The sequence below is a fragment of the Fictibacillus barbaricus genome, from assembly GCF_014635025.1.
GTDB lineage: Bacteria > Bacillota > Bacilli > Bacillales > Fictibacillaceae > Fictibacillus > Fictibacillus barbaricus.
On the sequence record NZ_BMCE01000003.1, the window covers coordinates 13764 to 39576 of the forward strand.

General features: G+C 41.9%; 24 protein-coding genes. 15 read left to right on the plus strand and 9 right to left on the minus strand.

Annotated features, from left to right (window positions below):
* Positions 1 to 41 precede the first annotated feature (41 nt).
* Entirely contained in the window at positions 42 to 1310 is a 1269-nt protein-coding gene (gene purD / locus IEV52_RS18230; RefSeq protein WP_188404016.1) for a phosphoribosylamine--glycine ligase, read from the plus strand.
* On the opposite strand, the gene IEV52_RS22830 is transcribed toward purD, so the two are convergent.
* Both IEV52_RS22830 and IEV52_RS18235 read right to left on the minus strand, forming a co-directional pair.
* Positions 1288 to 1392 (minus strand): EYxxD motif small membrane protein, encoded by a 105-nt coding sequence (locus IEV52_RS22830; RefSeq protein ID WP_338083021.1) that lies wholly within the window; start codon positions 1390 to 1392, stop codon positions 1288 to 1290. The two genes, purD and IEV52_RS22830, sit on opposite strands and share 23 nt — an antisense overlap.
* A gap of 232 nt (positions 1393 to 1624) precedes the next feature.
* A complete protein-coding gene (locus IEV52_RS18235) occupies positions 1625 to 1885 on the minus strand; it encodes a YgaP family membrane protein (RefSeq protein ID WP_188404017.1) in 261 nt (86 codons plus the stop codon).
* Positions 1886 to 1975: 90 nt separating this feature from the next.
* On the opposite strand from IEV52_RS18235, the gene IEV52_RS18240 reads away from it, so the two are divergent.
* Genes IEV52_RS18240 through IEV52_RS18250 form a run of 3 tightly spaced genes read left to right on the plus strand, consistent with a single transcriptional unit; the run spans position 1976 to position 5126 of the window.
* Complete coding sequence (locus IEV52_RS18240) at positions 1976 to 3724, plus strand: adenine deaminase C-terminal domain-containing protein (RefSeq protein ID WP_188404018.1); 1749 nt, start codon at positions 1976 to 1978, stop codon at positions 3722 to 3724.
* A 49-nt stretch (positions 3725 to 3773) separates the two neighbouring features.
* Complete coding sequence (locus tag IEV52_RS18245) at positions 3774 to 4802, plus strand: DUF3048 domain-containing protein (protein WP_188404019.1); 1029 nt, start codon at positions 3774 to 3776, stop codon at positions 4800 to 4802.
* Between the two features lie 18 nt (positions 4803 to 4820).
* The gene (locus tag IEV52_RS18250) at positions 4821 to 5126 is read left to right on the plus strand and encodes a YerC/YecD family TrpR-related protein (protein WP_188404020.1); all 306 of its coding nucleotides are present in this window, start codon (positions 4821 to 4823) and stop codon (positions 5124 to 5126) included.
* 350 nt (positions 5127 to 5476) lie between these two features.
* Here the strand turns inward: IEV52_RS18250 and IEV52_RS18255 are convergent, their stop codons facing one another.
* A complete protein-coding gene (locus tag IEV52_RS18255; RefSeq protein WP_188404229.1) occupies positions 5477 to 6010 on the minus strand; it encodes a GNAT family N-acetyltransferase in 534 nt (177 codons plus the stop codon).
* Between the two features lie 341 nt (positions 6011 to 6351).
* On the opposite strand from IEV52_RS18255, the gene pcrB reads away from it, so the two are divergent.
* The 10 genes from pcrB (at position 6352) to gatB (ending at position 18885) form a co-directional block, all read left to right on the plus strand.
* Positions 6352 to 7044 carry a heptaprenylglyceryl phosphate synthase gene (pcrB, locus tag IEV52_RS18260; protein WP_188404021.1) on the plus strand — a complete coding sequence of 231 codons (693 nt, stop codon included), beginning with the start codon at positions 6352 to 6354 and terminating at the stop codon, positions 7042 to 7044.
* Between the two features lie 67 nt (positions 7045 to 7111).
* Positions 7112 to 9355 carry a DNA helicase PcrA gene (gene pcrA / locus IEV52_RS18265; RefSeq protein ID WP_188404230.1) on the plus strand — a complete coding sequence of 748 codons (2244 nt, stop codon included), beginning with the start codon at positions 7112 to 7114 and terminating at the stop codon, positions 9353 to 9355.
* An 18-nt stretch (positions 9356 to 9373) separates the two neighbouring features.
* Positions 9374 to 11380: an NAD-dependent DNA ligase LigA gene (gene ligA / locus IEV52_RS18270; RefSeq protein ID WP_188404022.1), complete on the plus strand. Its 2007-nt coding sequence runs from the start codon at positions 9374 to 9376 to the stop codon at positions 11378 to 11380.
* A 42-nt stretch (positions 11381 to 11422) separates the two neighbouring features.
* A complete protein-coding gene (locus tag IEV52_RS18275; RefSeq protein ID WP_188404023.1) occupies positions 11423 to 12634 on the plus strand; it encodes a CamS family sex pheromone protein in 1212 nt (403 codons plus the stop codon).
* A gap of 357 nt (positions 12635 to 12991) precedes the next feature.
* On the plus strand, positions 12992 to 14539 hold the full coding sequence (pruA, locus tag IEV52_RS18280) for an L-glutamate gamma-semialdehyde dehydrogenase (RefSeq protein WP_188404024.1): 1548 nt from the start codon (positions 12992 to 12994) through the stop codon (positions 14537 to 14539).
* A gap of 164 nt (positions 14540 to 14703) precedes the next feature.
* Positions 14704 to 15060, plus strand: coding sequence for a DUF3905 domain-containing protein (locus IEV52_RS18285; RefSeq protein WP_188404025.1), 357 nt, complete (start codon positions 14704 to 14706; stop codon positions 15058 to 15060).
* A gap of 83 nt (positions 15061 to 15143) precedes the next feature.
* Positions 15144 to 15398 carry a YciI family protein gene (locus tag IEV52_RS18290; RefSeq protein WP_188404026.1) on the plus strand — a complete coding sequence of 85 codons (255 nt, stop codon included), beginning with the start codon at positions 15144 to 15146 and terminating at the stop codon, positions 15396 to 15398.
* Positions 15399 to 15679: 281 nt separating this feature from the next.
* Positions 15680 to 15970 (plus strand): Asp-tRNA(Asn)/Glu-tRNA(Gln) amidotransferase subunit GatC, encoded by a 291-nt coding sequence (gene gatC / locus IEV52_RS18295; protein ID WP_188404027.1) that lies wholly within the window; start codon positions 15680 to 15682, stop codon positions 15968 to 15970.
* Between the two features lie 15 nt (positions 15971 to 15985).
* Positions 15986 to 17443: an Asp-tRNA(Asn)/Glu-tRNA(Gln) amidotransferase subunit GatA gene (gatA, locus tag IEV52_RS18300; protein ID WP_188404028.1), complete on the plus strand. Its 1458-nt coding sequence runs from the start codon at positions 15986 to 15988 to the stop codon at positions 17441 to 17443.
* Between the two features lie 11 nt (positions 17444 to 17454).
* Positions 17455 to 18885, plus strand: a complete 1431-nt coding sequence (gene gatB, locus IEV52_RS18305; RefSeq protein WP_188404029.1) for an Asp-tRNA(Asn)/Glu-tRNA(Gln) amidotransferase subunit GatB — start codon at positions 17455 to 17457, stop codon at positions 18883 to 18885.
* Between the two features lie 42 nt (positions 18886 to 18927).
* On the opposite strand, the gene IEV52_RS18310 is transcribed toward gatB, so the two are convergent.
* Both IEV52_RS18310 and IEV52_RS18315 read right to left on the minus strand, forming a co-directional pair.
* Positions 18928 to 20298: a short-chain fatty acid transporter gene (locus tag IEV52_RS18310; RefSeq protein ID WP_188404030.1), complete on the minus strand. Its 1371-nt coding sequence runs from the start codon at positions 20296 to 20298 to the stop codon at positions 18928 to 18930.
* 121 nt (positions 20299 to 20419) lie between these two features.
* A complete protein-coding gene (locus tag IEV52_RS18315) occupies positions 20420 to 21361 on the minus strand; it encodes a glycine-rich domain-containing protein (RefSeq protein ID WP_188404031.1) in 942 nt (313 codons plus the stop codon).
* Between the two features lie 104 nt (positions 21362 to 21465).
* On the opposite strand from IEV52_RS18315, the gene IEV52_RS18320 reads away from it, so the two are divergent.
* A complete protein-coding gene (locus tag IEV52_RS18320; RefSeq protein WP_188404032.1) occupies positions 21466 to 21867 on the plus strand; it encodes a hypothetical protein in 402 nt (133 codons plus the stop codon).
* A 153-nt stretch (positions 21868 to 22020) separates the two neighbouring features.
* Here IEV52_RS18320 and IEV52_RS18325 read toward each other — a convergent pair whose 3' ends face one another.
* Genes IEV52_RS18325 through IEV52_RS18340 form a run of 4 tightly spaced genes read right to left on the minus strand, consistent with a single transcriptional unit; the run spans position 22021 to position 25701 of the window.
* On the minus strand, positions 22021 to 22956 hold the full coding sequence (locus tag IEV52_RS18325; RefSeq protein WP_276208304.1) for an ABC transporter ATP-binding protein: 936 nt from the start codon (positions 22954 to 22956) through the stop codon (positions 22021 to 22023).
* Complete coding sequence (locus IEV52_RS18330; RefSeq protein ID WP_188404033.1) at positions 22949 to 23932, minus strand: ABC transporter ATP-binding protein; 984 nt, start codon at positions 23930 to 23932, stop codon at positions 22949 to 22951. Before IEV52_RS18330 ends, IEV52_RS18325 begins: the two co-directional genes overlap by 8 nt.
* Positions 23933 to 23947: 15 nt before the next feature.
* The gene (locus IEV52_RS18335; protein ID WP_188404034.1) at positions 23948 to 24883 is read right to left on the minus strand and encodes a hypothetical protein; all 936 of its coding nucleotides are present in this window, start codon (positions 24881 to 24883) and stop codon (positions 23948 to 23950) included.
* Positions 24880 to 25701, minus strand: coding sequence for an ABC transporter permease subunit (locus IEV52_RS18340; RefSeq protein WP_188404035.1), 822 nt, complete (start codon positions 25699 to 25701; stop codon positions 24880 to 24882). The genes IEV52_RS18335 and IEV52_RS18340 overlap by 4 nt, the downstream gene beginning before the upstream one ends.
* Positions 25702 to 25813: the final 112 nt, after the last annotated feature.

A 25813-nucleotide genomic window follows, 5' to 3' on the forward strand; every position in this document is an offset into this window, starting at 1 on the left:
TGAATGGCAGTTTCAGCATTTTAAAAGAGGAGGTAGCATTCATGAATGTTCTTGTAATCGGAAAAGGTGGGCGTGAACATGCACTTGTTTGGAAGTTTGCAAACAGCCCAAGTGTTGCTAAAGTGTTTGCTGCACCAGGAAATCCAGGTATGAGTGAACAAGCGGTTTGTGTGCCCATTAAAGAGAACGATATCGATGAGCTTGTAGATTTTGCAAAATCAAAAGAGATTGCTTTAACATTTGTTGGTCCAGAGGTTCCTTTACTCCAAGGGATTGTAGACCGATTTAAAGAGGCAGGTCTATTGATCTTTGGTCCGTCACAAAAGGCAGCTCAGATTGAAGGCAGCAAATCGTTTGCGAAAAACTTAATGAAAAAGTACGGTATTCCAACTGCTGCATCGGAGACATTCACAAGTTATGACGGAGCTCTTGCATATGTTAGAGAAAAAGGTGCTCCGATCGTTTTGAAGGCGGATGGTCTTGCAGCTGGTAAAGGAGTTATTGTAGCCACAACTTTAAAGGAAGCCGAAGAAGGTTTGTACGAGTTGATGGTAGACAAACGATTTGGTGAAGCAAGTGAAAGAGTAGTGATTGAGGACTTTTTAGAAGGAGAAGAGTTTTCGTTAATGTCATTTGTACATGATGAAATCGTACTTCCGATGGAAATCGCTCAAGATCATAAGCGTGCGTATGATAGTGATGAAGGCCCAAACACGGGAGGTATGGGAGCATATTCACCTGTACCCCAAATTCCAGATGAAGCTGTTCAAAAAGCCATCCAAGAGATAGTTCTCCCAACGGTTTCTGCGATGAAACAAGAAGGAACGCCTTTTACAGGGATTCTGTATGCAGGTTTGATCCTGACTAAAGAAGGTCCAAAAGTTATTGAGTTTAATGCGCGCTTTGGAGATCCGGAAACACAGGTAATACTGCCGCGGCTGAAGAATGATCTAGCAGACCTGCTCATATCCTTATTAGACGGTAATAAGCCAGAGCTTCTATGGTCTGAAGAGTCCGTACTTGGTGTTGTACTGGCTTCTAAAGGATATCCAGTTTCTTCTTCTGAACCTAGTGTAATTACAGGTCTTGAAAACGTACTGAGTGAAACGAACGTATTTCATGCGGGCACAAAAGTCTCTGAGGATGCTTTACAGACTGATGGCGGAAGAGTGCTGTTAGTCGCTTCCAAAGGAAAATCACTTGGTGAAGCCCAGAAACTAGTTTACGATGAGTTACAAAAAATTACGTGCGAAGGTTCTTTTTACCGCAAGGATATAGGATTTAAAGCTATTTCGCACGTCTCTTCTTAATAAAAATAAATGAAATGGCGATAATGCTGCCGATCAACAGAATATAAAGAAAAGCAGTATCCATTAAGTATTCTGAGCTCATGGTGCTGCTAACCTCCTTTTTATAGTTTTTTGGTAGGCTGACTGACACTGGACCTAAGAAGTTCCGGTGCTTAGTCAGCCTTTATTTTATAGGGTTTAGATGGGAAGATGCGGATTTTGTGTTTGGTGAACTGCTGGTGAAAACTTTGGCGGCTGAATGATGGACAGTAAGCTGAGAAGCGGCCGATCTCCTATTAAAATAGAATGAGTTGGCATAATGTGTGATCTTCAGATTAAGAAGGATTGAACGGCGAACCTTCTTTTGCGATATTCCCTAGATCCATATCGTTCATATCTTTACTTTTGTGAAGAAGGTCTGTCATAGGGCAATAGCGAACGATTCCTTCAGCGACCTTCATAGCAGCCATTAATATCATAAGTATATAGGATTCTTTGTAAGGCTTTCTTGTTAGCTTTGCCGTGTACACAGATAGAAGTGTCAACCCAGCAATAATACGAATCATGCTATTAACTAGACCAATATTTTGTCTCATAAAGCTACTCCTTTCGAATTTCACCATTTTACTTGATGAATATGGTATTCTTGAAAAAACGAAATTTTCAGAGAAGATAGGTGATCCAACATGAACCAACACATCGCGTTTTGGACAAAAGCACAAATGCGCAAACAAGTGGCCGTCATTCAGGGTGAATTGGCACCGTCGCTTGTCTTAACAAATGCTACTTACTTAAACACAGCCCTGAAGAAATGGGTAACAGCGAATATCTGGATACTGAAAGACCGCATTATATATGTGGGTGAAAAGCTGCCAGCAAAGAATTCTGGAACAGAATTTGCCGATCTGGAAGGCAAATTTGTCGTGCCGGGATACATTGAACCGCATTGTCATCCATTTCAACTTTATAATCCCCAGTCGCTCTCCCGATATGCATTGCAGCGCGGAACGTCTGTATTTTTAGCAGATAATTTCATGCTTCTTTTTGAAATGAATATTTCGAAAGCGCTTTCTTTTATGGAAGATGTGAATGAACTGCCTGCAAATTTCTTTTGGTGGTGCCGTTATGACGCACAGACAGAGCTTTTAGAGGAAGAAGATTGTTTCTCCGAAAAATCGGTAAGACAGCTGCTCGAAAGCCCATATGTGCTGCAAGGCGGGGAGCTTACGAGCTGGCCGCGTGTTCTGCATGGCGATGATACGCTATTACATTGGATGTTAAAGACAAAGAAAGCAGGTAAAAAAATCGAGGGGCACCTGCCTGGAGCATCAGAGAAAACGTTAACTGCGATGACGCTTTTAGGGGTGGACTGCGACCATGAAGCCATGACTGGAACAGAAGTGATGGACCGATTGAATGCAGGCCTTCAAGTATCGCTTCGTTATTCGTCGATCCGGCCAGATCTGCCAAAGCTGTTACGGCAGATGAAAGAAGAAGGTATCACGAACTTTGAACGCATCTTTTTCACAACGGACGGATCAACTCCAGCGTTTTATGAAGAGGGTGTTACGGATAAAATGTTGGAGATTGCTCTTGAATCAGGAATCGATCCTGTCGATGCATATATGATGGTATCGTATAATGTGGCAAGATATTACGGGTTGGACCACCTTTTTGGGATGGTTGCACCAGGCCGTGTAGCGCATTTAAATATTTTAGATAATCCAGAACAGCCACTGCCTGTTTCTGTCTTGGCAAAAGGAAAATGGATGAAACGTGATGGTATAGATACGAGTGAAGACAAAGACTTTGCCTTTGATTGGGAAGGGCATGGTATTCAAAAGAGAAAGATAAACTGGAGTCTGAACGACGAAGATTTTCAGTTTTCTGGCCTTGTTGGAATAGAAATGTTCAATAGTGTCATCACCCGGCCATATAATGTATCGATCAATCCTTTTTCTGAAGAAATTAGCGACGAATCGGATGAGTGTTTCTTAATGCTGATCGACAAAGATGGAAAGTGGAGAACGAACACGATCGTTAAAGGCTTCGCAAAGAACCTGCACGGTTTTGCGAGCTCGTATTCGAACACAGGAGATCTTTTTATTATCGGAAAAAGCAAAAGAGATATGGCTGCGGCTTTTGAACGATTAAAAGAGATCGGCGGGGGCATTGTCCTTGCTGAGAAAGGTGAAATCGTTGCTGAGATAAAACTTCCTTTAGCGGGAGGAATGTCGAATCTTAGTATAGAAGAACTAGTAGAAGAAGAAAAAAAACTGACCAATGCACTAAGAGAGCGCGGCTATCAATATGAAGATCCGATCTATTCTCTTCTCTTCTTTTCTTCTACACACTTGCCATATATCCGTATCACGCAAAGAGGCATTTATGATGTGAAAAAGAAAGGGTTACTCTTTCCTTCGATTATGCGTTAATATAGAAAAGGATTGGGCAAAATAATACGATACAAAGGTAGTGAGCCCAATGAAAAAATGGTACATCATAATGATGGCAATCATCACCGTATTAACGCTGTCTGCATGCAAAGACACAAAAGATAAGGTTTTAGAAGACGGTAAAGTAGACAAAGCTGAGGCTTCTGATTCTAAAAAGGATAAGAAAGAAGACAGCTTTTCTGCTGTCTATCCGCTGACAGGTTTGGGGACGAATGAAAAGGCTGACCAACGTGCGGTTGCCGTTATGGTGAACAATCACTGGAATGCAAGACCTCAATCAGGACTTCATAAAGCTGATATTGTCTACGAAGTATTGGCTGAGGGAGAACTTACTCGTTTTCTGGCGATCTTTCAAAGTGAGATGCCTGAAGTAGTAGGCCCTGTTCGAAGTGCAAGAGACTACTATATTGAGCTCTCACAAGGTTACGACTCTCTGTTTGTGGCACACGGCTTCAGTCCGGAAGCAAAAGAGATTCTTTATGGGGGAACTGTTGATCACCTAAACGGTATGGACTATGACGGCATCCTGTTTAAGCGGGCTGATTTCAGAAAAGCGCCTCACAACTCTTACATCACCTATGAAAATATTGAAAAAGGGATGAAGAAAATCGGTGCTGATGATTCAGGTGATCTGGATATGCTTTCATTTCTTACAAAGAAGAGTGCTGCAGATATAGAGGGAACACCTGCAATAGATATAACGATTTCTTATAAAGGCGGAGAAACGGTAGGATTTACGTACTCTGAGAAAAAGAAGACGTACGCTAGAAGCAGCAACAACGAACCGACCATAGATCGCGAGACCGAAACACCAATCGCCGTAAACAATGTATTCATAGTTGAGGCAGCCCACCGGGTAATCGATGATGCTGGCAGACGTGAGATCAACTTATCGTCAGGCGGAGATGCTATTCTGATTCAGAACGGTGTTGCGCAAAACATTTCTTGGAAAAACGAAAACGGAAGAATTGTTCCGGACGGCGGGGCTTTTGTTCCGGGTAAAACATGGATTAACATCGTACCGACTGGTATGGCAAATACGGTTAAGATGCAATAAAAAAGGAGTGCATGTTTCATGCAAATTGATAAACTACGAGGAAAAGCGCTAGATCAGCTGTTTGAATCTGTTCTTTCGCTAAAAGATATGGAAGAATGCTATCGTTTCTTCGATGATCTTTGTACAATGAACGAGATCCAATCACTCGCCCAAAGACTCGAGGTAGCCCGCATGCTTCGTCAAGGGAAGACCTATCACAAGATCGAGAGCGAAACAGGTGCAAGTACAGCAACGATCTCACGTGTTAAACGCTGCCTGAACTTCGGTAACGATACTTATGCGATGGTCCTTGACCGTGTTCATAAAGAGGAAGAAGCGAAATAAGCCTGCCATTGAGGTGGGCTTTTTTGTTTGAATCGAAGTGGACGTTTGTCGAAATTAGCAGACTCGTGGATATATGGCTCAATTTCGTGAATATATGGCTCAAATTCGTGGATATATGGCTCAATTTCGTGGATATATAGCCAAAACTTGTGGAATTAACCCAAAAATTTGTGGGATTACAGGCGGAATTCGCGGATGCGTGCACTTAAGTTAAAATTGGCATAATTTGTCGATTCGCCGATATATTGCCTAAACTCGCCGGATTATAGCTAAAACTCGCCGGAATAACTCAAAAATTTGCCGGATTAATACCCGAATTTCTTGAATTAGTACGTTTTTAACCGTTTAATCTATTGAAACTCATTCTTCATCAAGCTCATCTGGACTTGGTCGCGGCAGTTACCGCGAATCCATTCCCCCTGACGGACAACGCCCTCTGCCTGAAAGCCGAGCCGGCGGGCGAGCTTGATGCTTTTTTCATTTTGTACCGCAGCACGAAGCTCCACACGGTTAAGCATAAGTGTGTAATACGCGTACATAAGCATACTCCTAACAGCACGCTGAGCAATTCCATGCCCTTCAAATCCAGCACCTACCCAGTAACCGAGCATCCCTGACTGATTGTGCCATTTTAGATCATATAAAGCCACTGACCCTGCAACTTGTCCCCGATACCAAATAAAGAGAACCACATCTGTTTGTTCTTTCATCTTTTTGTTTACCGTTTTGATAAACTGCTTCATTTCACCATGTGACTGTGTGTAATCTACCCAGCTGATCCAAGGACCAAGATGCTGCCGGGAATGCTCCAGCAGCCTATAAATGTTATCCGATTCTTTTACGTCTGCTTGTTTTAGCATGATTTCATCGTCAATATGCCACATAAGCACAGGCATTCCTCCCAAAAAACAGTATGAACTTCACAATCTTTCCACATGATGAATCATAGAGTGAGAACTTTATTTTTGTTATAATGCAGAAGTACAGAATCGGCCTCTATAAATAGCAGGCACGGGTTGTTTTTAACAGGGAGGCTCTGTTAATAGTTACTTTTGATTTTCCATAGGAAGAACGGAAACCTACTCCCTTGTCGCGGACGAACGGCCAAGCCTCCTCGTTCGTACCTCTACTTTAGGAGTCTTGGCAGCCCGTTTTTCTTGCCTGAGTGCCGCAGATTCCCTTACGCAATATCATTTAACAGAGCCAACATGAAAGGAAGAACACGATGTTTGATTATCGAAAATGGAAGCATGTGTTTAAGCTTGACCCAGATAAAGAGATCAGCGACAGCGACCTTGAATCGATTTGTGAGAGCGGAACGGATGCTGTTATCGTTGGCGGATCTGAAGGGGTTACGCTTGATAACACATTGGATCTTATGTCAAGAATCCGCAGATATGCGGTTCCTTGTGTGCTTGAAGTTTCCAACATTGAATCTCTCACACCAGGATTCGATTTTTACTATATACCTACCGTATTGAATGCGAAGGATGCTAACTATATAACAGGACTGCATACACAAGCACTAAAAGAATACGGTGACATCATGAACTGGGATGAGATCATTACAGAAGGCTACTGTATCTTGAACCAGGATTGTACGGCAGCCGAACGCTCGAGTGCAGACGCTGACCTAACGGCAGATGATGTTGTAGCATATGCCCGCTTGGCTGAAAAAATGTTTCAGCTTCCTATCTTTTATTTGGAATACAGCGGAACGTATGGAGATGTAAATATCGTTAAACAAGTTAAGGGTGTATTAGAGAATACGGTTCTTTATTATGGAGGCGGTATAACATCTGCTGAACAAGCAAGTGAGATGGCCGAGTTTGCTGATACGGTTGTTGTAGGAAACGTTTTGTATGATGACTTACAAGCAGCGATTGAAACGGTAGAAGCCGTTAAGAACAAAGGTTGATAAAATCTTTAAAATAAGTAACAATAAAAACAAGAATATATGTTCGGGCGGTGAAATAGAGATGAGTATGCATCAAATGATTGAAAAGCTGTTAACAGGACTGAATCCTGAGCAAAAAGCAGCGGTAAAACATACAGACGGGCCATTGCTTTTAATGGCTGGGGCGGGAAGCGGTAAGACAAGAGTGTTAACTCATCGTATCGCTTATTTAATGATGGAAAAAGAAGTGGCGCCATGGAACATCCTGGCGATCACGTTTACGAATAAAGCAGCAAGAGAGATGAAGGAAAGGGTTGCGAAGATAACGGGACCTGTAGCTGAAGAGATTTGGATCTCAACCTTCCACTCGATGTGCGTGCGTATTTTACGCCGTGATATCGATCGTATCGGAATCAACCGTAACTTTACGATCCTAGATTCGACAGATCAATTGTCGGTAGTAAAAGCAGTATTGAAAGATTTGAACTATGATCCGAAAAAGTACGAGCCTCGCGGAATTTTAAGCGCGATCTCATCTTTGAAAAATGAATTGAAGACAGCAGCTGATTTTGCGAAAGTAGCGAATGGACACTTTGAAGGTGTGGTAAAGGAAGTCTATGAAGGGTACGAGAAGCGTCTCAGAAAGAATCAAGCGTTAGATTTTGACGACCTGATCATGACGACGATCCACCTTTTTGCAAAAGTGCCTGAAGTGCTGGAATTCTATCAGCGCAAGTTCCAATATATTCACGTGGATGAGTATCAAGATACGAACCGCGCACAATACATGCTTGTAAAGATGCTTGCTGACCGTTTCCGCAACCTTTGTGTTGTAGGGGATTCCGATCAGTCGATCTACGGCTGGCGCGGAGCAGACATCGCAAACATTCTATCTTTTGAAAAAGACTATAATGATGCAGAAGTCATTTTATTAGAGCAAAACTATCGTTCTACGAAAAAGATTCTGCATGCAGCCAACAAAGTAATCGAAAACAATATGAACCGAAAGCCAAAGAACCTTTGGACAGATAATACGGATGGAGCAAGCATCACGTATTATCAAGGAGACGATGAGCAGGGCGAAAGCTACTACGTAACAGGCAAGATCCGTGAAGCCGTGTCCTCTGGCAAACGTTCTTACAACGATATTGCCATTCTATACAGAACGAACGCGCAGTCCCGTGTTATAGAGGAAGTTTTGATGAAGTCGAACATTCCGTATAACATCGTCGGCGGCACAAAGTTCTATGACAGAAAAGAGATTAAAGACATCTTAGCGTACCTCCGTCTTATTTCGAATCCAGACGATGACATTTCGCTGCAGCGTATCGTAAATGTACCAAAGCGTGGGATCGGTGCATCTTCTATGGAAAAAGTGGCGCAATATGCTGCTGCTAATGATCTATCTATGTATCAAGCACTTTTAGAAGTTGAGCAGATCGGCCTTAGCGCTCGTGCGACAAATAGCTTAAAAGAGTTTACTGACTTTGTCACGAACTGGACGCGTCAGCAGGAATATCTGTCGGTCACAGAGCTCGTGGAAGAAGTTTTATCCAAAACAGGGTATAGAGAAGCTTTAAAAGCAGAGAAAACGATCGAAGCACAAAGCCGTTTAGAGAACATAGATGAATTTATTTCCGTTACGACGGATTTTGAAAAAAGACAGGAAGACAAATCATTGATTGCCTTCTTAACTGATCTGGCGCTCGTTGCTGACATCGATAAACTTGATGAAGATAAAGCGGCAGAAGATAAGCCGAAGGAAGCGGTTGTACTAATGACCCTCCACTCTGCAAAAGGGCTGGAGTTTCCTGTTGTCTTTCTAATGGGCTTAGAGGAAGGTGTGTTCCCTCATAGCCGCGCTCTTTTTGAAGAAAATGAGATGGAAGAGGAACGCCGTTTAGCATACGTAGGAATCACGCGTGCTGAAGAAGAGCTCTTCTTAACAAATGCCAGAATGCGTACGCTGTATGGCCGTACGACAACGAATCCCGAATCACGATTTATCGCTGAGATTCCAGATGATCTTATTGAAGCAGAAGTGAAAGAAAAGCCTTCTGTTCCTTGGGGTGCAGGGGCCCGATCTGGAGGAGGCTCTACGCCATCCTTCATGAATCCGAAAAAGAAAACTGTTACACCTGTCTATCAATCTTCTGGCGGGGAAAAACTGGATTGGAGAGTAGGCGACAAAGTTAAACACCGTAAATGGGAAACGGGAACGGTTGTAAGCATGCGTGGTGAAGGTGATTCACTTGAACTGGATATCGCATTCCCGCAGCCAGTTGGTGTTAAAAGACTGCTTGCTAAATTTGCCCCTATTGAAAAAGCGTAACAAAAGGAGTGGAACGGGTTGAACGAAGAACATGCGAAGGAACGCATCCTGGAACTCCGGGAGCTATTAGAAAAATACAATTATGAATATCACGTACTCGACAAACCGTCTGTACCTGATGCTGAATATGATCAGCTTATGAAAGAACTGATCGAGCTAGAAAACAATCATCCAGAACTCCGGGACGAGCATTCGCCTACATCACGTGTAGGCGGTGCTGTTTTGGACTTTTTTGAAAAAGTGGAACACACTGTTCCGATGCTTAGTCTAGGTAATGCGTTTAACGACCAAGATCTTCGCGATTTTGACCGCCGTGTACGTGATGGCGTTGGTGATAACGTATCGTATGTAGCGGAGCTTAAAATTGATGGGCTGGCGGTTTCCCTTCTATATGAAGATGGCCGTTTTGTTCGAGGCGCTACACGTGGAGACGGCACAATAGGGGAAGACATCACGAACAATCTAAAAACGATCCGTTCTATTCCTTTTAAGTTAAAAGATGATGTGATGCTTGAAGTGCGCGGCGAGGCGTATATGCCTAAAAAGTCGTTCCAAAAGCTGAATGCACATCGTGAAGAAGAAGGCCAAGAGCTCTTTGCCAACCCAAGGAACGCGGCAGCTGGTTCGCTGCGTCAGCTCGACCCAAAGATTGCAGCAAGCCGTAACTTGGACATCTTCCTTTATGGTGTTGGAAAACTGGAAGGCCACTCGGTTGATTCTCATGATGAGAGTCTTACTTATTTAAGCCACTTAGGTTTTAAAACAAATCCAGAGTGGAAGAAATGCAATAATATTGATGAAGTGATCGAGTATGTAAACAGCTGGCAGGAGAAGCGGCCAGACCTTCCCTATGAGATCGATGGAATCGTTATAAAAGTGAATTCATTGTATCAGCAAGAAGAATTAGGCTTTACTGCGAAAAATCCTCGCTGGGCAATCGCATACAAATTCCCTGCTGAAGAAGTAGTTACAAAGCTGGAGGGCATCGAGCTGAACGTTGGCCGAACGGGTGTTGTAACACCGACCGCTCTGCTTCAGCCTGTTTTAGTAGCAGGTACGACAGTAAAACGTGCTTCATTACATAATGAAGACTTGATTCGCGAGAAAGACATCAAGATCGGCGATTATGTGGTTGTAAAAAAAGCCGGTGACATTATCCCTGAAGTCGTAAACGTTATTACAGAACGCCGTACAGGTGACGAAACTGACTTTAATATGCCAACCGAGTGCCCGGAATGTGACAGCAAACTCGAGCGTTTAGACGGAGAAGTGGCATTACGCTGCTTAAACCCGCAATGTCCGGCACAGATTCGTGAAGGGTTTATCCATTTTGTATCAAGAAATGCGATGAACATTGACGGGCTTGGTGAAAAAGTCGTTGCACAGCTGTTTAAAGAAAGATTAATTGAGAATTTTGCAGATTTATTTAAGCTTGAACGCGAGAAACTGTTAGAATTAGAGCGTATGGGTGAAAAATCGGTTGATAACCTGCTATCAGCGATTGAGAAATCGAAGGAAAACTCCTTAGAGCGCCTTCTTTTTGGACTCGGAATTCGCCATGTCGGAGCAAAAGCGGCTAAAACGATTGCACAGCGTTTTGAATCGATGGATGGGTTGATGAATGCTTCTAGAGAAGAGCTTTTAGCAGTGGAAGAGATCGGTGAGAAGATGGCTGATTCTATTGTCCTTTATTTCTCAAAACCAGAAGTGAAAGATCTGATGGAAGAACTGAAGAGTCTTGGCATGAACATGGAATATAAAGGACCGAAGCTTGTTAAAGTCGAGGACCTGGATACACCGTTCGCGGGTAAGACTGTAGTGTTAACGGGTAAGCTATCGATTTTAACTCGTAATGAAGCGAAGGAAAAATTAGAGCGCTTAGGGGCAAAAGTGACCGGAAGCGTGAGTAAGAATACAGATATGCTGATTGCTGGGGAAGATGCTGGTTCTAAGCTTGATAAAGCGAAGACATTTGGCATCGAGATATGGGATGAGCAAAAATTGGTGGATGAGCTGAACAAATAAGATTGGCGGGAGCTAACCAACCATACTAGAGGAGTGTCCGTAATGATGAAACGGGTGGGACTCCTTTTCTTAAGCCTTTTACTCGTTTTGACTGGCTGTCTGGGTGGAGATGAGCTGGAAAAAGAAGAGAAGGTTGTGCAAGAAAAGGGGAAGAAAGATGAGAAAGCGATTATAACTGGAGAAATTAATACGGGGGAAAAGTACTATCGAAGCATTTCTCCGTTTGAGCCGGGCGGGGCACGTGGTGTTATTCGCTATGGTGTAGATAATCGTCTTGATATAAACGAGTTTGAGATGGGCTTGATGCGCATCGCACAGGGTACATTCAGCACAGATAAGTATGTTTTTCAAGAAGGCCAGCATCTGAATGAGTCAACCGTAACCAATTGGCTTAAAAGAGCTGATGAAGAACCGGGCAAGAGCAAGAGTGATTTAGATCAAACCGGCTTAAATCCTAAATTAGGTGTGAAAGTCGATGAGAGTGATGGACAATACGTCGACAAAATGCTTGAAGCCAATAAAAATAATCCGAAGTATCTTTCATTCGTACTAGAGCACAATTATTTAGTTCAAAGCGGTGACAATAAAGTAAAGCTTGGCGGTGTCGTTATAGGTTTATCTTTTAACTCAACGTATTATTATGATGTAAATAAAGATAGCTTAATCTATCCAGGTGAAGTGAAACTGGACCGCGAAAAAGTTCAAGAAGAAGCTAAAAAAATGGCGGAACAAGTTGCCAGCCGTCTGCGTACCGATCCAAAGCTTAAGGATGTTCCGATCGTAGTTGCTCTTTATCAAGAAGAAGAACGTGATTCTGTTACGCCTGGAAACTTCTTTGCAACAGGAGTTGTAAAGAAGGGCAGCAATTCGATCAGTTCTTGGGAAGACGTAGATGAAGACTATCTGTTATTCCCGTCAGACACGGCTTCGAAAAAGAAGCGCAGTGACTACGAGAAGTTCACAACGTTTAAATCAAGTGTGCAGGAGTATTTCCCGAACTTTATCGGAGTGATCGGTAAAGGTTTCTATAAAGACGGAAACCTGGAGCGAATGACGATTGAGATCCCTGTTCAGTTCCGTGGTAAGGCAGAGATCATCTCGTTTACTCAGTTTGTTGCGACTTCCGCGTTGGGAGAGCTGCCGAATGTACCGGTGGAAGTGTACATTGGTTCAGCTGTCGACCAACCTGAGGCGCTGATCGTAAAAGATGAAACAACACAAGAGGAGCCTTTTGTGCATATTTACCGTAAGTAAGGTTTAATAGTGAACCCCGCTGACTAATGATCAGCGGGTTTTTTTGTGGGAGTGTGTGGTAGGTTGCTGCTGGTGTGGGAAGCCCTGTTTAACGCATATGGAAAATCATTCCTTTAAAGAAATTAATTTTATGCAAAATACATATTTATTCGTACTTCCTGCCAAATTTCATTTCAAACTTCACTAAATCCTATTAATCATTCATCTTAAAGAAAGAAGATGCACAAGATACCCTACACCCCTTGAAAATAAAGAATTCTGACTATTTCAGTTTGTTTGAAGAAAGAGCAATATTCATGTAGAATGAACGTGGGAAAACCAAATAATGAAAACGCTTTAATAGGAGGGGAATTAATTATGACACGTGAATACCGTCATGAACCATTTATGGATTTTTCAGTTCCTGCAAACAAGGAAGCTTATGAAGAAGGCTTGAAAGTTATTAATTCCAAGCTTGGACAAGAGTTTCCGCTTGTTATCGGCAGTGAAAAAATCACGACTGACGAAAAGATTGTTTCTATAAATCCAGCTAACAAAGAAGAAGTGATTGGATCTGTTTCCAAAGCGACTCAAGATCATGCTGAGCAAGCGATGCAAGCAGCATTAACGGCTTTCGAATCCTGGAAAAAGTGGGATCCTGAGCACCGTGCGAACATCTTGTTCCGTGCAGCAGCGATCATCCGCCGTCGTAAATATGAATTCTCCGCTATGCTTACGAAAGAAGCAGGTAAGCCATGGAAAGAAGCAGACGCTGATACAGCTGAAGCTATCGACTTTTTAGAATACTATGCACGCCAAGCGATCAAGCTTAAAGCTGGACAACCAGTTGTTAGCCGTGACGGCGAAATCAATAAGTTTAACTATATTCCACTTGGAGTAGGTATCGTTATCTCTCCATTTAACTTCCCGTTTGCGATCATGGCAGGTACTGCAGCAGCTGCGTTCGTTTCTGGTAACACGGTATTGTTGAAGCCAGCGAACTCAACTCCAATTATCGCAGCAATGTTCGTTCAAGTAATGGAAGAAGCAGGACTTCCTGCAGGCGTACTTAACTACGTTCCTGGTAGCGGAGCAGAAATCGGTGACTACCTGGTAGACCACCCGAAAACTCGTTTCGTATCATTCACAGGTTCTCGTGAAGTAGGCTGCCGTATCTATGAGCGCGCAGCTAAAGTACACCCTGGCCAAATCTGGTTAAAGCGTGTAATAGCTGAAATGGGTGGGAAAGACACAGTTGTTGTTGACCGTGATGCTGATCTTGAATTAGCAGCTAGCTCAATCGTTTACTCGGCATTCGGATTCTCTGGACAAAAATGTTCTGCAGGATCTCGTGCAGTCATCCACCAAGACGTTTACGACGAAGTTCTAGAAAAAGCTGTAGCTCTTACTAAGACTCTAACAGTGGGTAACCCTGAAGAAGTTGGAACATACATGGGGCCAGTAATCGACCAAGCTTCTTTTAACAAGATCATGAAATACATCGAGATTGGTAAAGAAGAAGGCCGTCTGATGACTGGTGGAGAAGGAGACGACTCTAAAGGTTACTTCATTCAGCCTACAATTTTCGCTGATGTTGATGAAAAAGCTCGCTTGATGCAAGAAGAAATCTTCGGACCGGTTGTAGCGATTTGTAAAGCACGTGACTTCGATCACATGTTGGAAATTGCAAACAACACTGAATATGGTCTAACTGGTGCACTTCTTTCTAACAACCGTGAGCACATCGAACGCGCTCGTGAAGAGTTCCACGTAGGTAACTTCTATATCAACCGTGGATGTACAGGTGCGATCGTTGGATACCAGCCGTTCGGCGGATTCAACATGTCTGGAACTGACTCAAAAGCAGGCGGACCAGACTACCTAACGCTTCACATGCAAGCAAAAACAACTTCAGAAACACTTTAATCGCGTAATAGAAGCCCTTTCTCGACTGAGAGAGGGCTTTTTGTTTGGTGAAATTCGATTTATAAGTCTTCGTAAGAATTTCCCATTCGCGTACAAAAAAATGGATTATACACACCGCTTCAGGAAAGGTTAATCTTATAACGATATGGAAGCAGGTGTTTAGGATGTCAAAGGATAAAGAGCGAAAGAAGAGTCTTCCAGACGTCGATATTGACAATACGATGCCGCATCAGATCAGCTCTCCAGACTTCAAAGAAACAGGTATGGAGATGGAAGCGCCATTTATTAACGAACATGGTGTTGTGATCGGTGACAGCTTTTATGACTCTGAGAATTCACCGCTTAATAACTGGAGTACGGATACAGATCCAGAGATCATGTCTGGCGATGAGTGGGTACATCCCACAAATGATATCGGATGGAACACAACGGAGAACCGAGAGCTTATCGAAAAGAAGATCAAGCCAAAAGACGGCCAATTTCAGCATCCGACAAAGGATACAAGCTACAGCAGCGATTGAGACACCTGGACTCGCCGGGTGTTTTTCTTTTTGTGGAAGTAACTCTGTAGTAAGATGAAGATAATATAAGAGGAGGTATAAACATGGCATACTACGCAGCAATTTTACATATGGAAAAACCGGAGCTTAACCAAGAATTTCGTCAGGCACATCTAGACTATCTGCAAGACCTTGTTGCTCAAGACAAGGTTCATCTTAAGGGACCATTCCTAGACGGAGCAGGCGGTATGGTGGTTTACAAAGCCGAGTCACTGGACGAAGCGAAAACAATAGCACAAGAAGATCCTTACGTAAAAGAAGGTGTTCGCCGCTTAGAACTGCATGAGTGGGGAATCTAAAGTAGGGTGAGGCCGGTTCAGCTTAGGTTGAATCGGCTTTTCTTCTGCCAAAAAGTATCGAATTTTTGTCGAACGACCTATATTTTTTAAATAAGACTTAATCGCATCCTGTTTTGACTTAATTTTTCGTAATAAGACTTAATTGTCTTTCGAATCGACCCAATCGCCCTCAAAAATGACTCAATTTCGTGAATGTTTCGTCCTCAAGTTGCCTACACTGCAAGCTTTTTGTTATCATCAGAATAATACTTTTGGTATAAGAAGTCTTGGAGGTGGCGTGCTTGTCTCGAATTTCGAAAGATCAAGTGAAACACGTGGCACATTTAGCCAGGTTAGCCGTTACGGAAGAAGAAGCCGAAATGCTGACCGAACAATTAGATAAAATTATCGGGTTTGCTGAAGAACTGAACGAACTCGACACAGATTACGTGGAGCCGACTACACACGTTTTGGAACTGAAGAATGTCCTTCGTGAAGACGAAGTAAGAAATTCCGTATCAGTGGATGAGGCGATGAAAAATGCGCCGGCACAAAAGGACGGCCAGTTTAAAGTTCCAAACATTTTGGAGTAGGAGGAAACACCGCGTATGTCGATTTTAGATAAAAAGATTTCAGAACTGCATCAGTTATTACATACGAAAGAACTTAGTGTAACTGACATTGTGGATGCAACGTTTGACCGTATTCATCAAGTAGATGGCAAGGTAAGAGCATTTTTAACATTAAACGAAGAATTCAGCCGCATTAAAGCGAAACAATTAGATGAAAAGCTTGTTTCCGGTGCTGACAGAGGACTGCTGTTTGGTATGCCGATCGGAATCAAGGATAATATTGTAACAAAAGGGATCCGTACAACGTGTGCGTCCCGAATCTTAGAGAACTTTGAACCGATCTATGACGCGACAGTAGTGGAGCGTCTAAACAATGCTGACACGATCACGATCGGGAAATTGAACATGGACGAGTTCGCGATGGGATCATCGAACGAAAACTCTGGATTCCACCCTACACATAATCCGTGGGATCTCTCCTGTGTACCTGGAGGCTCTTCCGGTGCATCTGCGGCTTCCGTTTCAGCCGGAGAAGTTCTTTTCTCACTAGGCTCTGATACAGGCGGATCGATCCGTCAGCCAGCTGCTTTCTGTGGAGTTGTAGGACTTAAGCCAACATACGGCCTCGTATCTCGTTATGGATTAGTAGCGTTTGCGTCATCATTGGATCAAATCGGACCAATAACCCGCACTGTAGAAGATAATGCGTACTTGCTGCAAGCCATCGCAGGGAACGATCCGATGGATTCTACCTCTGCAAAAGTGGATATCCCTGACTACTTAGCTTCTTTTACAGGTGATGTAAACGGCCTTAAGATCGCTGTGCCAAAAGAATACCTTGGTGAAGGTGTGCAGCCTGATGTGAAAGAACGTGTGATGGAAGCGTTGAAAGTGCTTGAAGGTTTAGGGGCGACATGGGAAGAAGTATCTCTTCCGCATTCGCGCTACGCATTAGCGACGTACTACTTGCTGTCGTCATCTGAAGCGTCTGCGAACCTTTCACGCTTTGACGGTGTACGTTACGGACTCCGTTCGGACAACAGCGACAACTTGATCGAAATGTACAAGCAGTCCAGAAGTGAAGGATTCGGTGAAGAAGTTAAGCGCCGCATCATGCTTGGAACGTTTGCATTAAGCTCAGGTTATTATGATGCGTACTATAAGAAGGCGCAAAAAGTACGTACGCTGATTAAAGAAGACTTCACGAACATCTTTGAAAAATACGACGTGATCATTGGGCCTACTGCGCCGTCTGCGTCATTCAAATGCGGTTCCATGACAAAAGATCCGTTAACGATGTACATGAACGATATTTTAACGATTCCTGTCAACTTAGCGGGTGTGCCGGCGATCTCCGTTCCGTGCGGATTATCAGACGGACTGCCGATCGGGTTGCAGATCATCGGAAAGCATTTTGATGAGAGCACAATCTATCGAGTGGCACATGCGTTTGAACAGGCAACAGAACATCATAAGGCAAAGCCGAAGCTGTAGGGGTGCAGAAAATGAGCGAATTTGAAACGATAATTGGATTAGAAGTACACGTAGAATTAAAAACAAACTCTAAAATTTTCTGCGGCTGTTCTACAAACTTTGGTGCGCCGCCGAACACGAATGTGTGTCCGATCTGTTTAGGACACCCTGGCGTGCTGCCTGTTGTGAACCATCAAGCCGTAGACTTTGCGATGCGTGCAGCATTAGCACTCAACTGTGAGATCAACAGAGAAACGAAATTTGACCGTAAGAACTACTTTTACCCAGATAACCCGAAAGCCTATCAAGTTTCACAATTTGATAAGCCGATCGGTGAACACGGCTGGATCGAGATCACCGTCAACGGAAATAAAAAGAAGATCGGTATTACCCGCATCCATATGGAAGAGGATGCAGGAAAGCTGACGCATACAGCTGACGGCTCACTCGTTGACTTGAACCGTCAAGGCACACCGCTTGTTGAGATCGTATCTGAGCCAGATATCCGTACACCTGAAGAAGCTTATGCATACTTAGAAAAATTAAAGGCGATCATCCAGTACACAGGTGTGTCTGATTGTAAGATGGAAGAAGGTTCGTTGCGCTGTGACGCCAACATCTCCATCCGTCCATATGGTCAAGAGAAGTTCGGAACGAAAACAGAACTTAAGAACTTAAACTCGTTCGCTTTTGTTCAAAAAGGGTTGGAGTATGAAGAGCAGCGCCAGCGTGAAGTCGTGTCAAACGGAGGAGAAATCCTTCAGGAAACACGCCGTTATGATGAAGCATCAAAAAGTACGATCCTGATGCGTGTAAAAGAAGGTTCTGATGACTATCGCTACTTCCCAGAGCCAGATCTAGTATCCATTTTTATCGATGAAGAATGGATGGCACGCGTGAAGTCGGATATTCCAGAACTTCCGGATGCCCGCCAAAAACGCTACGTCAGTGACTTTGGACTGCCAGAGTACGATGCAAAAGTACTGACGATGACAAAAGAAATGGCAGATTTCTTTGAAGCGACGATCGCTGCAGGGGCAGATGCGAAGCAAGCATCCAACTGGATCATGGGTGAAGTAAGTGCTTATCTGAACAACGAAGGCAGAGAGCTTGACCAAACGGCTCTTACAGCAGAAGGTCTTGCAGGCATGATTAAGCTGATCGCGGACGGTACCATCTCTAATAAAATCGCGAAGACGGTTTTCAAAGAACTGATCGAAAACGGCGGCGATGCAGAAAAAATCGTTAAAGAAAAAGGTCTCGTGCAGATCTCGGATGAAGGAGCAATCCGTGAGATCGTTGTAAAGATCCTGGATGCTAACGAGCAATCTGTTGCCGACTATAAAGATGGTAAAGAAAAAGCGGTTGGATTCCTTGTTGGGCAAGTTATGAAAGAAACGAAAGGAAAAGCAAACCCGCCGCTTGTGAACAAGCTGATTGTAGAAGAATTGAAGAAGAGATAAAATGAAAAAATCCTCCCGTTGCAGGAGGATTTTTTTGTTTTTCTAATACAAAAAGAGCATGAGCACACTTGTAACGACCCCTACCCAGATACAAAGGATGAAACAGTATCCCATGATATCTTTAATCTTTAATCCAAGCACACCTAATAGCGGAAGAGCCCAGAAAGGCTGGATCAGATTTGTCCAAGCATCACCCCAGCCTACGGCCATAGCTATTGTAGCTGGATCTACACCGAGTTTTAAACCTGCAGGGACTTGAAGAGGACCTTGTAATGCCCATTGGCCTCCACCAGAAGGGGCTAATAAGTTTACTAATCCTGCTGACCAATACGTAAAAATATCAAAGGTTTCTTCTGAAGCAATAGAAGCCATCCATTCAATAATACTTGCTCCAAGACCTGAGCTGCCGAGTACCGCAATAATCCCTGCATAAAAAGGGAACTGCAGTATGATTGGTGATATGGACTGTGTTGCTTCTTTAAACCCTTCAGCAAAGTTGTTTAATGAACCATGTAAAAGTAATCCGAGAGATAAAAAGAAGATATTAATAATATTTAAGTCTAAACTGCGTCCGTTCATAAATTCAAATATACAGTAGAACAGGCCAACTGCCCCTAGAATGATACCGAGAAAGGGAGTCCATTCAAGTTTTTCAGCAAATGTTAAGTTCGTTTTAGATGGTTTCTCAACGTTTGCTGTTAAAAATTGAGTAGAGTCTAAACTAACAATATTACTCTTGGGAGCCATGAGTACGATAACAATAGGCAATGTTATTAGAAGAGATAGAAAGATAATGATCGTGGATGCACTAAATATTGTTTGTGAGGTAGGAATTACACCCATTACATCGGCAAGGAAATGGTCTTCAGTAGCAATCGTCAAACCGATTGAGCTTGAAAGTCCAGCACTATATAAAGAAGTTGGAGCATATGCAGCTGCAACGAGTAATGGAAAGTGAGCTTTAGGATTCTTTAGTGCTACTTCTTTTGCCATTATGGCACCTACAACAACAGCCAATCCCCAGTTAATATAGTAAGCTAGGGCACTGATTAAAAACGTAAGAATATATGCCTTTTGTGGAGTATCAGCCAAGTTAGCAATCCTTTGCAAACCCCTGTTAAGAAATGGAACACTTGCGAGGGTCATACCTGTAACCATTAGTAAAACCATCTGCATGGTAAAGGCCAAGTAAGTCCAAAATCCATCTCCCCATGATTTAACAATCTCTTCAGGCTTAGATGGATTCATGAAAAATGCTACAAGAAAGACAAACAACGTAAGTAATACGGCAATGACAAAGGCATCGGGCACATACTTATGAGACCAAGTAGATAAAGAATTGGCACTCCTCGTAAGGAATGTTTCTTTTTGACTAGACTTTGAATTGTTCAGGTTAAGTTCTGTGTTATTCATAGATGGCCAGTCTCCTTTCTAGTTTATTATTAATATACAGTTCTTCTTTTTACAAAATTACCCTTTAAAAAAAGAACAAAAAAATCGCAGCCTTTTCGCTGCGATTTAATAAGTCATCAAGTCAACTACTGCCGCAGCCACCGCCGCAGCTGCTTCCGCTGTCTCCGCTGCAACTGCTGTCGTTGCCGTCGCGTTGATTTCCGCACGCGCTTCCGCATGCAGTCGTGTTCCCTGCGTAATAATTAGATGCAGGATTCAGTTTCCCCATGTACATGTCATATTCATTGAAATGGTGATAGGAATAATAAAGCATGGCTCCAGCCAAGATCGGAGCACTGTCAATGGCATTAGGAGTGAGTTTTAATCCTTTATATGGATCTTTTTCTTTTGTAAATCGTTCGATTTCCCGTTTAACTTCCTTTAACAACGCATGCACAGTGTCTTGATCGGCGTTATCTCTAAAATATCTCTTAGCCAAATCTTCAATAGGCAGCGTTTGTAACTCTTGCAGCAGTCCTTGATGAACCGGGTTTTGAAAGAAAGATCCCCAAGCAATCGGAGTGAATTCAGTGAAATAAAAAAGCTTTGAATACAATAGGTCAAAAAATGCTCTTCCATGCGGATCGGGTTCTACTACGTCATTTGGTGCATGGTGAATGTGCTCTCCACAAAGCTCGGAGGAAAACTTTTCGTACTCTTTTGTGTACATCAGCATCTCGTGCCAGATCGCATCGACTTTCTTACTGAACATCGGGACATTGCTTAACAACGAACACATGATAAAAAATCGCTGCAGTTCAAAAAACACGGCTTCAAAATAAGCTTCTGTCGATTTTGGATATTCGGATAAATATCGTCGTTTAACCTTTTCTTTAAAATCAGATGGAAGAGCTCTTTTCATTCGGCGAACGCTTTTTTCTAAGTGTAAATCCTCACGTACTCCCAAATCTGGAGGAAGCGTGATCTTTTCTGCAACCTTTTGATAGTTTGGTTTAGTTGCGTACTTTATGACTATAGGGGCAATTACAGCGATCACAAGTATCGGTATAAAAAATTCAAACATAGTGAAACCCTCCTTCAACTTCTCCTACGAAACAGCTATATTCGTATCCTCTAATTTCATGATAATATAAGGTCAAATAATTGTAAAAAAGTGGGTAGTGCCATATGACTATTCTTTTGTTAGCTGGAATTGTTTTTGCAGTTATTCTTTTAATCAAACAAAAAGAATTAGCAGAAGCTGGCTTGGTTACGATCATCAGCTCCAAGATAAAGGGGAGTTCTTTAAGTACAAATTACTGGTTTGCTGGAGCATCACTATTCTTGGCAAACACAGCTTTGTTCGCCATCGCTTTTGTTATCTTCTTCTTTATACCATTCGGGACAACGCTTGGTTTAGTGATGTGCATTCCACTGAGTTTGTTTACATGGCTCATTTTTTCTCAAGTATGGGAAGGGTCTTATAAAGATAAGGTGAAGATGGTTTGCATAGGGAATATCTTTTTCCTTCTCTTTATGGGTTGGACTTATCCGGTATTACATGACGTTGGAACCGGCATATCCAGGTGATGACCTATTTATGGCATGGATCGGAATGATTATTTCTATTATTTTTACTGCAGGAGCAATGAGTGTAAGTATGTTTGTGATATTGAGAGAAAGTCAGGCTGAATGATAAAAAGAAACCAACTCCGTTTTGAAGAGTTGGTTTTCCCTTTTATTCTATTTGTAGTAACTCATTTCTTGTTGATAGCTTTCAATCTCAAACTTTTTAATATGAATCATATTTGCAGAAACATAGTGATCGTTACCGATGTTCACTAATTGCGGCGGATACAGCGGCTTCTCTGGAAGGATAATTGGTTCACGATATGGATTGCGCCGCTCTGGATCTGCAACCGGTATAGAGGCTAGTAATGATTTTGTATAGGGATGAATCGGATTACGATACAATTCCTCTTTCGGCGCTAATTCGATTAAATGGCCAAGATACATAACAGCCACCCGGTCACTCATATAATGGACCACACTTAAATCATGTGAGATGAACAAGCATGTCAGATTCAATTCAGCCTGCAGATCTTTTAATAGATTCAAAACTTGAGCCTGAACGGAAACATCGAGTGCAGAAACAGGTTCATCCGCAATCACAAGCTTTGGTTCTAGTATTAAAGCACGTGCAATTCCGATCCTCTGGCGTTGACCTCCAGAAAACTCGTGAATCTTTCTATGATAAGAAGTCCGCGGAAGTCCGACTTTTTCAAGTAAACGAAGCGCTTTATCCATTCGTTCTTTCTTCGTTCCTATCTTTTGAATATATAATGGTTCCTCAAGGATTTCTCCAACAGTAAAGCGAGGACTTAAAGATTCATACGGATTTTGAAAAATCATTTGTATTTCTTTTCTGTAGGGTCTCAGCTTTCCTTTATTTAGATTGGTTATTTCTTTTCCATCGAACCAGATTTGTCCGTGTTCAGGCCTATACAAACGCATGATGGTACGTCCGAGCGTCGTTTTTCCAGAACCTGATTCTCCTACAATCCCAAGTGTTTCTCCCCTGTGAATGTTTAGAGATACACCATCTACCGCCTTATGAATACCAGAGCTGTCTGTAAAGTATTTTGAAAGGTTCTGGGCTCTTACTAATAGATTATCCAATTGAAACGACCTTCCTTTCGTCATCATAGAAACGAACATAATGCAGCGGTTCAACTTCAACTAAAGAGGAAGGAGCATTAAAAGATTTACTTTCCAAGGTGTAAGTTTCAGGTGCAAATGTTCTTCCTTTATAGCCGACTTTTTCAAAGGTGAAATCCTGGATACTTTTCAAGCGCTCCTGGCTTTTTTCGGGATTAGGAATGCTTTCAATCAAAGCCTTTGTATAAGGATGGACAGGATTTTTAAAAATCGTATAAACGTCTGCAGATTCCACGATATGACCACCTAACATCACATAGACCCAGTCAGCATATTCAGCAACTACGCCAAAATCGTGTGTGATCAGTAGAACAGAGGCATCTAAATCCGACTTATAGTTATCGATTAAATCCAATACCTGCCTTTGAATCGTCACATCCAGGGAAGTTGTAGGCTCGTCAGCAATAATAAGCTGGGGCTTACAGGAGATCGCCATAGCGATTAAAATACGCTGTTTCATACCTCCTGAAAGCTGCACAGGATATTGTTCATAGATATGAGCAGGATTTTTAAAGCCCACCTGTTCAAGCAGTTGAAGAGCTTCTGCTTTAAGGTCTGATTTTGGGACAAGTTTGTGATATTTTAGTCCTTCTGTAATTTGCACGCCAACCTTCATGCCTGGGTTCAGTGAAGCGATGGCGTCTTGAAAAATCATGGAGATTTCATTTCCTCTAATACGGCGCATCTCTTTTTCGGATTGTTTTAACAGGTCTTTTCCTTTAAATGTGATAGAGCCCTTTTCTAGTTGACCGTTTGGAGGCAAAAGCTGCAGCACAGATAAAGAAGTAATACTTTTTCCGGAACCAGATTCACCGATTAGCGCTACAGTCTGTCCTTTATCGATCTGAAGGCTGACATCACTTACAGCGGTCATTTTATTTTTATTTTTATTGAATGAGACACTTAAATTCTTAACATGTAAAATATGTTGATCCATTACGCTACACCTCACTTAAGACTTGTTTGTTTCTAAACAGTTTTGAATGCCTTGAATAATTAAGTTTAGTGCAAATATGGAAACCGCAAAGAAAGCTAGAGGAGTTAAAATAGCCCAAGGAGCAGCTTTTAATTTTGGGAAATTCATACCGATAATACCGGCCCATTCACCTGCTATTGGAATAGATACTGGTATAGGTGTAAAAATATCTCCTAAAACAACCGTGCTTGAACCTCCAATAAAAATAGCCAAAACACCTAAATGTGCCATAAGAATTAGTGTCTGTATCACTTGTTGGGCAAATAACAGAATCAATTTTGTTGAAAGTTCAGGGAGAACATGTCTGTAATACACATAAGGTTTTTTAGCACCTAATGCAAAGGTATTGGTTATATGGTCTTTGTTTAAGATGGACTTTATTTCACGTGAGAACGTTGATATTAATGGAGGCACGCCTATTCCGATCAGGATCGCACATTGAAATACAATTAGCTTCATAACGCTCATCGGTTCCATTGAATGTTTCATTAATAGTGAACTCATAAAGATATAAGCTATAATAGCTGTCGGAATATATAACGTTGCTTGAACAATATCGTTTAAAAATGAAAAGCTGGATCTAGGATTTAATAGAGTGATGCCAACTGAAAAAAGAATTCTTAAGCATGCAATCGCAATAGCGATCAGGATTGTATATTTTGCTCCATCAATAACCTGATAAAAAATATTCTTACCAAACAGATCTGTTCCTACTGGAGGAACTTGTGATGGGGAAAATGGAGCCGCATCAATGATTCTTCCTTCTTTGTCATATAAAAAGTCCATCAGTTTAAGAGATTCTTGTTTATTCACATCCAAAAGAACCGGCCAATAAAAACTAAAGAACAACAAGAAAGAGATAAAGAGTACACCAATGATGAATTGGGGCTGTCTTACTAGTTTCATAATCATGCGGCATCCTCCTCCTCTTGGTTATTTATCGAAACTGTATTGCTTTCTGCTATTTCAAAAAGTAATGAGAATGGAACAGCAATCATAAGTGCAGTAAACATAAAGGCGACACCTTTCGTATTCAGTAATACATTCATAATCCCATTTAAATTAAACACATACTCCACAATAAAAAGATTGGAAAGCATGAAGACAAATATGGTTTTGGAATATTGAACAAGGCTTGTGAGAATGTTTCGAAAGACATGTTTTAATGTGATGTAAAACCGGCTAAGACCCATTGCTCGTGCAACGGTTACATATGGTTTGTGCTGCTCTTCCTTCATTAGAAGCAGCGTAATTTTAAATAATTGAATGGTTGGCAATATGGAGAGCGTTAGAATAGGAAGTAAATAAATTGGATTATTGTATACGTTTGATACATTAGCAACTAATAATCCAGTCGTTTTATAGATGTAAATAATCGAGAATTGTAAGACGACGACAATAAATAAATCTGGTAAGGATTCTAATAAGGTTAAAAAACCGAAAATAATTCGCTGAAGAAATCTTGGAAGTAAAGTGGTGAAAAAGGTAAGAACTAACGCAGCAAACAGACTGGTTAGCAAGGCTAGAAAAAAGATCGTCATGGAATATTGATACTTATCAAAGATATCAGGAAAAACTTGATATTTAATTTCTCCGATGGAATACTCCCATACATTTTGCTCTAACTGTGTGTTGGTACCAAAGAGAAGAGCAGGCAGAATGCTAATAATTAAGATTCCTAGAATGGTTGACCTTAATCTTTTTAAATAACTCCGAAAAGAAAAGTTCATCATACACCTCGATCTAAAAGGATAATTTGAAATAATTGTAAAACGTTTGACATATTTTTGAAATATAAATATGTATTTATATTCAAAAAATTACTCGTTTACTTATTTGACG